Source organism: Sphingobium terrigena (genome assembly GCF_003591655.1).
In the GTDB taxonomy this organism is placed as follows: Bacteria; Pseudomonadota; Alphaproteobacteria; order Sphingomonadales; family Sphingomonadaceae; genus Sphingobium; species Sphingobium terrigena.
The window spans coordinates 13550-25359 of sequence record NZ_QVRA01000018.1; the positions used below are offsets into that span (position 1 = coordinate 13550).

The 11810-nt window shown below is 61.5% G+C and carries 11 protein-coding genes and 1 pseudogene; 11 read left to right on the top strand and 1 reads right to left on the bottom strand.

Annotated elements, in window-relative coordinates:
• Positions 1-538 precede the first annotated feature (538 nt).
• The 3 genes from D0Z70_RS17035 to D0Z70_RS17045 all read left to right on the top strand — a co-directional run bounded on the left by D0Z70_RS17035 (position 539) and on the right by D0Z70_RS17045 (position 3426).
• Entirely contained in the window at positions 539-1795 is a 1257-nt protein-coding gene (locus D0Z70_RS17035; RefSeq protein ID WP_025549967.1) for a cytochrome P450, read from the top strand.
• A gap of 12 nt (positions 1796-1807) precedes the next feature.
• The gene (locus D0Z70_RS17040) at positions 1808-3025 is read left to right on the top strand and encodes an NAD(P)/FAD-dependent oxidoreductase (RefSeq protein WP_119748551.1); all 1218 of its coding nucleotides are present in this window, start codon (positions 1808-1810) and stop codon (positions 3023-3025) included.
• Positions 3026-3105: 80 nt separating this feature from the next.
• Positions 3106-3426 (top strand): 2Fe-2S iron-sulfur cluster-binding protein, encoded by a 321-nt coding sequence (locus D0Z70_RS17045; protein ID WP_025549965.1) that lies wholly within the window; start codon positions 3106-3108, stop codon positions 3424-3426.
• Between the two features lie 117 nt (positions 3427-3543).
• On the opposite strand, the pseudogene D0Z70_RS17050 reads toward D0Z70_RS17045, so the two are convergent.
• Positions 3544-3714 (bottom strand): annotated as a pseudogene (locus D0Z70_RS17050) (IS5/IS1182 family transposase); the annotation flags it as partial.
• Between the two features lie 202 nt (positions 3715-3916).
• Between D0Z70_RS17050 and D0Z70_RS17055 the strand changes: the two are divergent.
• The 8 genes from D0Z70_RS17055 to D0Z70_RS17090 all read left to right on the top strand — a co-directional run bounded on the left by D0Z70_RS17055 (position 3917) and on the right by D0Z70_RS17090 (position 11797).
• Entirely contained in the window at positions 3917-5128 is a 1212-nt protein-coding gene (locus D0Z70_RS17055) for an alkane 1-monooxygenase (protein WP_119748553.1), read from the top strand.
• Between the two features lie 166 nt (positions 5129-5294).
• Entirely contained in the window at positions 5295-5513 is a 219-nt protein-coding gene (locus tag D0Z70_RS17060) for a rubredoxin (RefSeq protein ID WP_119748555.1), read from the top strand.
• Positions 5510-5725, top strand: coding sequence for a rubredoxin (locus D0Z70_RS17065; protein WP_025549963.1), 216 nt, complete (start codon positions 5510-5512; stop codon positions 5723-5725). The genes D0Z70_RS17060 and D0Z70_RS17065 overlap by 4 nt, the downstream gene beginning before the upstream one ends.
• Before the next feature lie 63 nt (positions 5726-5788).
• The gene (locus D0Z70_RS17070; protein WP_025549962.1) at positions 5789-7243 is read left to right on the top strand and encodes an aldehyde dehydrogenase family protein; all 1455 of its coding nucleotides are present in this window, start codon (positions 5789-5791) and stop codon (positions 7241-7243) included.
• A 48-nt stretch (positions 7244-7291) separates the two neighbouring features.
• On the top strand, positions 7292-8920 hold the full coding sequence (locus D0Z70_RS17075) for a GMC family oxidoreductase (protein ID WP_025549961.1): 1629 nt from the start codon (positions 7292-7294) through the stop codon (positions 8918-8920).
• 93 nt (positions 8921-9013) lie between these two features.
• Positions 9014-9697, top strand: coding sequence for an OmpW/AlkL family protein (locus tag D0Z70_RS17080; RefSeq protein WP_043154047.1), 684 nt, complete (start codon positions 9014-9016; stop codon positions 9695-9697).
• Between the two features lie 191 nt (positions 9698-9888).
• Complete coding sequence (locus D0Z70_RS17085; RefSeq protein ID WP_119748557.1) at positions 9889-11010, top strand: thiolase family protein; 1122 nt, start codon at positions 9889-9891, stop codon at positions 11008-11010.
• On the top strand, positions 10946-11797 hold the full coding sequence (locus D0Z70_RS17090) for an enoyl-CoA hydratase/isomerase family protein (RefSeq protein WP_200887632.1): 852 nt from the start codon (positions 10946-10948) through the stop codon (positions 11795-11797). The genes D0Z70_RS17085 and D0Z70_RS17090 overlap by 65 nt, the downstream gene beginning before the upstream one ends.
• Positions 11798-11810 lie beyond the last annotated feature (13 nt).

Here is an 11810-nt window from a genome sequence, read left to right on the forward strand (position 1 = left end):
GCGATGCGGCGCCGGGACCGTTCCGGAGCCACGCTTTGGACAGCGGCGGGCGATGATAAGGCGCGATGAGTTCCTCGCCGACCAGCGTTACGGCTCCCTCAAACCAATATTGACGAAGCAGGGCGGCGACCGTTTCCCCCGGCGTGGCCCGCGCCAAAGATCACCCCATGCGCGTCCGATCGGCTCATAGAAGCCCTCTCGCCCAAACCGAGCGCCTCGCGCGGGATGTCAAAGCACCCGCCGCGCCTGCGAGCCTGCTCCAAGCATAAGGGGGCCTGAAGGGGAGGGGTTGAAAACCACACTTTAGTGGGGTTGTTCCGTGCCTTGCCGAACCCCATTCGCTGAGGACTGTCAATTAGAACTGATTTTAGAACACAGTGAATGTGTCTTCCAATGGGATGAGGAGAACGCCGGATGAGCACCATCGCATGAAATCCGTCCACCGAACCGGCGCCAGCACCTTGCTGGTATCGAAGCCCGCCGCTGCGCCCAAAAAGAAGACTAGGAGACTAGAGATGACTCAGAAGGAGACCAGGAGATGACTCAGGCTGCTGCGACCGCCGATCGCGCCGATGCATATTCGATTCCGCTGGACAGGATCAACGTCGCCGATCCGGCGCTGTTCCGCGACAACATGATGTGGCCCTACTTCGAGCGCTTGCGCAAGGAAGATCCGGTTCACTACTGCAATGACAGCCAGTACGGGCCGTACTGGTCGGTCACCAGGTTCAAGGACATCATGAGCGTGGAAACCAACCACAAGGTGTTCTCGTCCGCGTCCCGCTCCGGCGGCATCACGATCATGGACAACAATGCGGCGGCGTCGCTGCCGATGTTCATCGCGATGGATCCGCCCAAGCATGACGTGCAGCGCAAGACGGTGACCCCGATCGTCGCGCCGGAAAACCTCGCCAAGCTCGAAGGCCTGATCCGTCAGCGCACCCAGAATGCACTCGATGCGCTGCCGGCCGGTGAGACCTTCAACTGGGTCGAGCGCGTCTCGATCAACCTGACCGCGCAGATGCTGGCGACGCTGTTCGGATTCCCGTTCGAGGATCGCACCAAGCTGACGCACTGGTCAGACGTCACGACTTGCGAACTCGGCACCTGCGGGGTCGAGACCGAAGAGCAGCGCATCAAGGAGATCCAAGAGTGCGGCGCCTATATGACCAAGCTGTTCAACGAGCGTGCGAACTCTGATCCGCAGCCCGATCTGCTGTCGATGCTGGCGCACTCGGAAAACACCCGCAACATGAGCCCGGAAGAGTTCATGGGCAACATGGTGCTGCTGATCGTCGGCGGCAACGACACCACCCGCAACTCGATGAGCGGTGGCCTGCTCGCGCTCAATGAGAATCCGGAGGAATACCGCAAGTTGTGCGCGGACCCGACACTGATTCCGTCGATGGTATCGGAAATCATCCGCTGGCAGACGCCGCTGGCGCACATGCGCCGCACGGCGCTGGAAGACTTCGAACTCGGCGGCAAGCAGATCAAGAAGGGCGATAAGGTTGTGATGTGGTACGTCTCGGGCAACCGTGACGGCGACGAGATCGAGAACGCCGACCGGTTCATCATCGACCGTGCCAATCCGCGTCATCACCTGTCGTTCGGCTTCGGCATCCATCGCTGTGTCGGCAATCGCCTCGCGGAGATGCAGTTGCGCGTGCTGTGGGAGGAAACGCTCAAGCGATGGCCGAAGCCCGGGCAGATCGAGGTCGTGGGCGAGCCGCGCCGGGTTTTCTCGACCTTCGTCAAGGGCTTCGAGGCGCTGCCGGTCCGGATCAATGCCTGAGCGATCGACGCAATGAGCGCGAACGTCGTGATCGTCGGCGGCGGGCACGCCGGTGGGCAGGCGGTGGCCAGCCTGCGGCAGGGTGGCTTTGACGGGGACATCACCCTCGTCACGGCCGAACAGAGCCTGCCGTACCAGCGGCCGCCGCTGTCCAAGGCCTACCTCGCCGGCGAGTTGCCGCGCGAGCGCCTGCTGATGCGGCCGTCCGCCTTCTACGAGGGCGCGGGAGTCGATGTGCGTCTGGGCATCGAGGTGACCGGCCTCGACGCCGGGCGCCGTAGCCTGACGCTGTCGGACGGAGGGCAACTGACGTACGATCATATGATCCTGGCTACCGGCGGCCGGCCGCGGCCGTTGCCGTGTCCGGGCGCGGATCACCCGGCCGTGCACTATCTGCGCACGATCGCCGATGTCGACGCGATGCGTCCCCGCTTCGTTCCGGGCGCGTGCATCGTCATCGTCGGCGCCGGTTACATCGGTCTGGAGGTGGCGGCAGTCGCGATCAAGCACGGGCTGCGGCCGGTCGTCCTGGAAATGGCGCCGATGGTGCTGGCGCGCGTCGCCAGCCCGGAGGTCGCTGGCTTCTTCGAAAACGTTCATCGCGGTGCTGGTGTGGATCTGCGCACCGGTGTCGCGGCCAGCGCGATCGAGGACCGGGACGGCAAGGCGGTGGTGGTGTCGACGGCGGGTGACCGGATCGAGGCCGATCTGGTCGTCGCCGGTGTCGGCCTGCTGCCAAACGTCGAGCTGGCGCAGGCGGCCGGGATCGACTGCGACAACGGCATCGTCGTCGACGCGTTCTGCCGGGCGTCGGCATCGGGGGTCTATGCGGTCGGCGACTGCAGCAACCATCCGAGCCGCCTGTACGGTCGGCGCTTGCGTCTTGAATCCGTGCACAACGCTCTGGAGCAGGCCAAAACGGCGGCGGCTGACATCTGCGGTAAACCGCTGGCGTACGACCAGGTGCCGTGGTTCTGGTCCGATCAGTACGAGCTCAAGCTGCAGACCGCCGGTCTGAGTCAGGGCTACGACCAGGTCGTGATCCGGGGCAACATGGCGATGCGCTCGTTTGCGGCGTTCTACCTAAAGGACGGGCGGCTACTGGCTGTCGACGCCGTCAACCGGCCGGCCGAGTTCACCCTGGCCAAGCGCTGGATCTGGGACCGCAAGGCGCCGTCGCCGCAGCAGTTGGGTGACGACAGCATCGAAGCAAAGGCGCTGGCGGTATGATTTCATGCGCGGCCGAGTGCCGCATCCCCAATTTTTTCGAATTTCCGCATGATGCGGATCAACACTAAAAGGGTTACAACGTGACCAAGATCACTTTCATCGAATTCAACGGAACCGAGCGCAGCGTTGATGCCGAAAACGGCCAGTCGCTGATGCGGTCGGCGGTCGACAACTTAGTGCCCGGCATCGACGGCGACTGCGGTGGCGCCTGCGCCTGCGCGACCTGCCACTGCTACATCGAGGGTCCGCTGGCGGGAAAACTGCCAGAAATCGGCGAGGCCGAGCGCTCGATGTTGGAGATGGTCGAGGGTGTCACCGCCGCGTCGCGGTTGGCGTGTCAGATCACCGTGTCCGGCGATCTCGAAGGCTTGGTCGTGCGCACCCCGCAATCGCAGCACTAAACCGGCGTCTCCGTTCACTGTTTCAGCCGGTGCGTTACTGTAGCGCACCGGCTGCACGGCGCCCCGAGAACAGGTAGTCCGCTAGTACCTCTGCACAGAGGTTTTGACGGGTTGGGCGTCACAGGGCGAGGCACCGTTCGTGCTGCGATCCGACCGCGCAAGGGCCGCATCCAGCACCGGCCGGAACAGCTCGAAGTCTACCACCGCACTCAGTCGGTCCAGCGGGTCGCCCGCCGCCGACAATGCCGCAAGCCGCTCATCCACATCGAAGAAACCGTGCTGTACCATCGCTGCCTCCCGCTCTCGCCGGTGGCAGTGAATCGCCTCACGCGGTTAAAGGCTGCAGGATTTTAGAGGCGCCCGGCTAAAACCACACTTTAGTGGGGTTGTTCCGTGACCTTGATGAATCCAATTTGGTGGGAACGGGCAATGAGAGCCGATTTAATAAGTCCAGTGAAGTGTGTCTTCATTGAGATGAGGAGAGTACCTGATGAGCACCATCGCACGAGATCCGTCTCCCTATACCGCGCCTGATCGCTATGTCGACAGGAAGCGCTATCTATGGATGTTGTCGGTCGTCTGGCCAGCGGCGCCGCTGATTGGCCTCTACCTTGTCAGCGTGACCGGGTGGAGTGTGTTTTACGCCTTTACGCTGGTCGTCTGGTATGCCGTCATCCCGGCGCTGGACGTCTTGTTTGGAAATGATCCGAATAACCCCCCGGAGGCGGCCGTGGCCCGTCTCGAGGCGGATCGGTATTATCGAGTTCTAACCTATCTTACCGTCCCAGTGCATTATGCCTCACTCATCGTCTCGGCATGGTGGGTGGTGACCAAGCCGATGGCCTGGTGGGAAGTTGTCGCGCTTGCGCTGTCTCTGGGCATCGTCAACGGCCTGGCTCTGAACACCGGCCATGAATTGGGACACAAGAAGGAAGCCTTTGACCGCTGGATGGCCAAGATCGTTCTGGCCGTGGTCGGCTACGGCCACTTCTTCATCGAGCACAATAAAGGCCACCATCGCGACGTTGCGACCCCCGAAGATCCCGCTACGTCCAGGATGGGTGAAAGCATCTATAAATTTTCGCTGCGCGAAATTCCGGGCGCCTTCAAGCGCGCCTGGAATCTGGAAAAGGTGCGGCTGGAGCGCTTGAACAAGGGTGTCTGGAGCCTGGACAACGAAATCATCCCGCCGCTGCTGATTACAATCGTCCTTTACACGTCCCTGTTGCTGGCGTTCGGACCCGACCCCAAGCTGCTGGTGTTCTTGCCTATCCAGATCGCCTTTGGATGGTGGCAGCTGACCAGCGCTAACTACATCGAGCACTATGGGTTGTTGCGCGAAAAAATGGCGGACGGACGTTATGAACGCGCCCAGCCCCGGCATTCCTGGAACAGCAATCACATCGCCTCCAATCTGATCCTGTTCCATCTCCAAAGGCACTCCGATCACCACGCCCACCCGACCCGCAGCTATCAGTCGCTCCGGGACTTCGAGGGCCTGCCGGAGTTGCCGAGCGGCTACCCCGGCATGTTCTTCATGGCGCTGATTCCGCCTGTGTTCCGATCTGTCATGGACCGCCGCGTCGTGGGATGGGCTGACGGCGATCTTGGCAAGATTCAGATCGACGGCGCGCGCAGGAAGAAGATCGAACGCAAGTTTGGTGCTGCTTCACACCGGCCGACGCGGGCGGCCGCCGAATAGTCGCCTGCCTTGGCGACTAGCCGAGGAGCTCGTTCCGAGTCTCCTCGGCCGGCAGTCGCGGGCCGCGATGGCGTCCTGAAAAGGGCGTGCCGCGCGATCGCATCCTCGTCAGCGGCCTGTCCCGAAGGTTTTTAAAAACTCAAGTCGACAAAAGGAACAAGGCGCCATGGCGCGGTATCAGTGTCCCGATTGCAGCTACATCTACGATGAACTTAGGGGTGAGGCCCACGAGGGATTCCCGCCCAATACGTCTTGGGCGCAAATCCCCGAGGATTGGGCCTGTCCCGATTGCGCAGTGCGCGACAAAGCCGATTTCATCCCTCTGGACTCGGGCGAGGTCGGAGAAGAGGCGGGGCCTCAATCTGGTTCCGGAGCCGAACGATGACCAAGGGCGACCAGGAGGCGGAACCGTCAGGTGCCGTCGAAACCGTGCCGTTCGCGAAATGGCACTGCGTGACCTGCGGCCATATCTACGATGAGGCCCTCGGTGATCCCGATACGGGCGTGGCACCTGGCACCCGTTGGGCAGATGTGCCCGCCGATTGGTACTGCCCGGACTGCGGCGCGACCAAGGAAGATTATGACCTTTATCGGTGACCCATTCGAGCGGACGCTTGTCTTCCCGCTTTGCAACCTTGCGGATTCCTTGAGGAGGGCCGAGTGAACGTTCATGCAGTCACCGCGACAACCGCGGCACCGATTCATCCCGACGGCGAGATCGATTCCCTGTTCTCATCGCACCGCCGATCGGCCGTAGAGAACAGGACGAAATTCACGCTAAAAGCGCGACTGGTTATGTTGTCGCGACTAAAGGCAACGATGAAGACCCGGGAAGACGAGATTATCCGAGCTCTCTACACGGATTTCAGGAAGCCAGAATCCGAGGTGCGTCTGACCGAACTGTTCCCGGTCTATCAGGAAATATCGCATGCCCGGCGCCACCTCCGATCCTGGCTGAGACCGCACCGGGTTCACGGCTCTTTGGGGATGTTCGGAATCGCGGCCGAGGTCCGCTATCAGGCCAAGGGCGTCTGCCTGATAATTTCCCCGTGGAACTATCCGGTGAATCTCAGTTTCGGGCCGCTGGTGTCCGCGCTTGCGGCCGGAAACACCGCCATCATCAAGCCTTCCGAACTGACGCCGGCGACGTCCGCCCTGATCAGGGACATCGTCGAGCAAACCTTCCCCCGGGATCTAGTCGCCGTCTGCGAGGGCGACGTCCAGGTTTCGCAGGCCTTGCTGGATCTGCCCTTCGACCATATCTTCTTCACGGGCAGTCCCCAGGTCGGCAAGATCGTGATGGCGGCCGCGGCGAAACATTTAACATCCGTGACGCTTGAACTCGGGGGCAAGTCCCCGACCATCGTCGATTCGACCGCGAATATCGAGCAAGCCGCTCGCAAGATCGTCTGGGGCAAGTTCGCCAATAACGGCCAGACCTGCATCGCTCCGGATCATGTCTATGTCGCTCGAGACCAGGCCCCGGCGCTGATTGATGCGCTGCGGCTCGAGATCAGGCGGGTCTACGGGCAAACGGACGGCCAGCAGAAAAACGGGCCGGACTATTGCCGAATCGTGAACCGGCGGCATTTCGAGCGCCTGACTGCCTTGGCCGATGACGCCACATCGCGCGGCGCGACCGTCCTGGAAGGCGGAGACCGAGATCCAGGCCAGAACTATTTCTCGCCGACCATACTCGGCGGGACGACGCCGCAGATGGCGATTTCCCAGGAAGAAATATTCGGTCCGGTTCTTCCGATCATCGAGTATGATGACATCAGCGTCGTTGTCGATGCGATCAACGCGGGTCCAAAGCCGCTTGCCATCTATGTCTTCAGCAACGACGCCGCCGTTCGCGAGGATATCATACTGAGTACCAGCTCAGGTGGCGTCTGCGTGAACAACAATGTCGTCCAATTCTTGCATCCCAACCTGCCGTTTGGCGGTGTGAACAACAGCGGTATCGGCACGGCACACGGATTCTACGGCTTCAAAGCCTTCTCCCATGAACGTGCGGTTCTGAGAGACAAATTCTCTGTCCTGCGCCTTCTATTCCCGCCGTACACCCCGGCCGTAAAGAAGCTGATCAATCTAATCGTCCGCTTTTTGGGTTGAATCGAGAAACAAGAGAGCGGCGTCGGTAGCTGCCGTCTGGAGATCAGGATGTTTGACTATATTATTGTTGGAGCGGGATCTGCCGGATGCTTGTTGGCGGAGCGGTTGTCGGCCAATCCCAGGACGCGGGTCTGTCTGCTTGAGGCGGGCCCGTCCGACCGCAGCCCGCTGATTCACATGCCCATCGGGATAGCGCTGCTGGCAAAGAGCAAGACTCTCAATTGGGCATTCGAAACACAGCCACAAGCCAATCTTGGCGGTCGACGGCTGTTTTGGCCGCGCGGCAAAACCCTTGGCGGATCGAGTTCGATCAATGCGATGGTCTATATTCGCGGGCACCGGGATGACTATGATTCGTGGGGCGAGGCAGCCGATCCGATCTGGTCTTATGATAATGTACTGCCGCTATTCAGAGCAATGGAGTCCAACGAAAGATTTGGAACCGACGCGTTTCATGGCGGCGACGGTGAGCTTCACGTCAGTGACCTGCGAACCCGCAACCCCTTGAGCGATGCCTTCGTCGAGGCTGGACAACAGGCCCAGTTTCCGCGTGCCGTCGATTTCAACGGGGAGACGCAGGACGGCGTCGGCCTGTACCAGGTCACCCAGCACAAAGGCCGGCGCTGGAGTTCCGCGCGCGCCTTTCTTTCCAAAGCCAAGGGCCGGCCCAATCTACGGATAGTCACGGGCGCGCGGGCTACCCGGATCATTCTGGAGGACCGCAAAGCGGTCGGCGTGACCTATGCCGTGGGGGGCAAACTCGTCGATGTGCGAACCAGGGAGGGTGAGGTCATTCTTTCGGGCGGCGCCGTCAATTCCCCGCAACTACTGCTGCTTTCCGGTATCGGCGACGCAGCCGAGCTGAACGCATTCGGTATTCCGGTGGTCGTCGACCTTCCGGCAGTCGGAAAGAATCTTCAGGATCACCTCGATATCACAATCATGCATGAGGCGAACGACCATACACCGATCGGCATCGCACCGTCATTCATCCCGCGTGCGCTGTCCGGAGCGTTTTCTTACGCTTTCCTCCGAAAGGGCTTCTTAACGAGCAACGTCGCCGAGGCGGGCGGCTTCGTCAAAAGCACACCTTCGCGGAGTCGGCCGAATCTACAGTTTCATTTTCTCCCCACGCTTTTGAAGGACCATGGGCGCGAAATTGCGTTCGGGTATGGCTATACATTGCATGTCTGCGATCTTCTCCCCAAGAGTCGGGGCCGCATCGGGCTCACAAGCCCCAACCCGCTCGACGATCCGCTGATCGATCCAAGCTATCTCTCTGCCCCCGAAGACATCGAGACCATGGTCGCGGCGGTGAAGATCGGCCGGCAAATTCTGTCGGCGCCGTCAATGGCGGCCTTCTCGAAAACCGAACTGGTCCCTGGGCCAGCGGTCCAGAGCAAGGCGGATATCGTGGCGGATATCCGTCGGCGAGCGGAGACGATCTATCATCCTGTGGGAACATGCCGGATGGGACGAGACCCTCAGTCGGTCGTCGATCCGTCTCTCCGGGTGCGTGGCGTGCAAGGTCTTCGCGTCGTCGACGCCTCGGTGATGCCGACGCTGGTCGCCGGAAACACCAACGCCCCGACGATGATGATTGCGGAAAGAGCTGCCGAGCTCATTCTTGGGAAAACGAAACTCGCACTCAGCACCGACATGGAGGCAGCCCGCTAACTCGTCGCAGAAATAGGACGACAGTTGGAACCGTATAGATCCATCAAAAAATGCCGATCCAGAATAGTGGCGGCACATAGGGAGGATAATTTCATGAGAAAAAATGCAGCACATACCTATACAAGGCTTGCGCAATACACCGCCGCTCTCGCCGTCTTGAGTGCCTCCCCTCAACCTGCGTGGGCCCAGGACTCGGGAGATTTCAAGCGGTGGGCAGTAAGTGTGAATGCAACCCGGGTCTTGGTGAGTGAGAATGCGCCCGACATCACCTTGGCGGGAGGGCATGTCCCCGGCTCGAATGTGAGGATCGGAGACGCAACGACGGTGACCGCTGATATCGGATATTTCGTCACGCCCAATATTGCCGGAAATTTGTTTCTCGGCGTACCACCGACCGCGCAAATTGACGGCGCCGGTTCGCTTGAGCCGCTCGGAACAGTGGCCAAAGTCAACTATGGACCCATCATCTTGTCGGCCCAGTACCATTTCAACAATCTTGGCAAGGTTCATCCCTATCTGGGAGTGGGGGTCGGACGGATCATCTTTCTGAATGCGCGTGACAGGGCTTTGGCTAATTTCAGCATTGACGACAGTTGGGCGCCTGCGGCTCAGGTGGGTGTTCGGTATGAGCTTGGCGCAGAATGGATGCTGAACGCCGACGTTCGATACGTTCCCTTCTCCACGCACGCCACCGGTTCACTGGGTGGAGCGCCTGTCCGGACCCGTTTGGACATCGACCCGGTCCTGACCAGCGTCGGAGTAACTTACCGGTTCTAGGTTCGATCGGGCGCTTCTTAACGGGCGGTCTGAATTTCAAGGGGAAATCCGAGTGTCGAGTCTGATGATGGACCGCCCGTTGATGATCTCGCAGCTTACTTCGCTCAACTGTCCTCCATGCCTATGCCATCAACGGCGCGAGAATGCCCCCGATCTGACGGTCGATAACTAACACATCAAGGAAGACCGGAATGGCCGAAGCCTATATCGTCGATTATCTGCGCACGCCGTTCGCTCCGGCCTACAGGGGTGCGCTCGCCCCGGTCCGACCCGACGATCTCGCTGCCAGCGTCATCGCGGCGCTCGTAGCCCGAGCGGGATTCCCGGCCGACGAGATCGAGGACGTCAATCTCGGCTGTGCTTTTCCGGAAGGTGAGCAGGGGCTCAACATCGCTCGCTGCGCCGCGCTGACCGCCGGCCTGCCGCAATCGGTCGGCGGCTCAACGGTCAACCGCTGGTGCGGCTCTTCCATGCAGGCCATCCAGATGGCCGCCGGCGCGATCGCCATGGGAGCTGGCGACGCCTTCATCGCCGGCGGTGTCGAATCCATGAGCCGCGTACCGATGATGGGTTTCAATCCTCAACCCAACCCCGGTTGGACGGATGCTCAGCGGCTCGTCTTCCTCAACATGGGTCTGACCGCGGAGACCCTGGCGGAACGCTACTGCCTTTCCCGCGAGGAGCAGGATGCCTATTCGCTCGAAAGCCAAAAAAAAGCGCTGGCGGCGCGGGCGGACGGCAGGCTGGCTGCCGAGATATCCCCGGTCGGCGATATCCCTTCCGATGGTTGTCCGCGGGAAACGGATGCGGAGAAGCTTGCCGGATTGAAGACGGCGTTCAAGGTCGACGGCTCCGTTACCGCTGGCAACTCGTCCCCGCTCACCGACGGCGCCTCCGCGACGCTCGTCTGCTCCGCTGACTTCGTCAGGCGGCACGGGCTCGATCCGCTAGCGCGTGTGGCGGGTTACGCGATTACGGGTTGTGCTCCAGAGATCATGGGCATCGGACCTGTCGAGGCGAGCCGAAAGGCCTTGAAGCGAGCCGGCATCTCCGTGGCTGACCTCGACGTTGTGGAGATGAACGAGGCCTTCGCCGCGCAGGTCCTCGCCTGCTGTCGCGATCTCGGGATCGATCCGGCCAGTCTCAACCGGGATGGCGGTGCCATCGCGCTCGGTCATCCGCTCGGCGCCACGGGCGCGCGTCTGGTGGGCAAGGCGTCGAGCGTACTGAAGCGCGATGGCGGACGTTATGGGCTGGCCACCCAGTGCATCGGGGGAGGACAAGGCATCGCTATGGTCCTGGAAGCGGCGTGATGAGGGTGATTGCCGAAGCCGCCGTGATCGGCGCGGGCGTTATGGGTTCCGGCATCGCGGCCCATCTGGCAATGCCTTCATCGATCGGGGTCACGCTACCTTCAGGGCGATCAAATATGCCCCGTTCCCGGTCGTCGGCGCACTCGCGGGGATGGCGTTCGGCGGCGGCTGCGAGATCCTGCTCCATTGCAGTGCAATCCAGGCGCATGCCGAGGCGTCGATCGGTCTCGTCGAGACGAAGATCGGCGTCGTCCCCGGCTGGGGCGGCTGCAAGGAGATGTTGATCAGGCAGTACGCACTGACAGCCGCACCGCACGGCCCTGTGGCGCCCGCGATCGCCGCCTTCAATCTGATCGCATCGGCCAGGGTCTCCGGGAGCGCCTTCGAGGCGCGCAATCTCGGTTTGCTGAGGGTAACCGACGGTATCACCATGAACCGGGACCGACTGCTCGCCGATGCGAAGCGGAAGGCGTTGGATCTCGTGCCCGGCTACTCGGCTCCGGAAAGGCCGAAGATCGCGTTGGCCGGTCTATCGGGAGCGCCCGCCATCCGCAACCTGCTGGATAGCGAGGTGATAGCCGGTCGCGCCACAGCGCATGATCGGGTCGTGGGCATTGCCCTGATCGACACCCTGACGGGCGGTGTCAGCGCCGATCCGCTGAAGCCGGTCGGCGAGGACGAGATTACCGCGATGGAAAAGCGCGCGTTCATCGCCCTGTGCGGGACGCCGGGGACAGTGGCCCGCGTGAAGCACATGCTTGCGACCGGCAAGCCGCTGCGCAACTGACGAGAGAAAGACA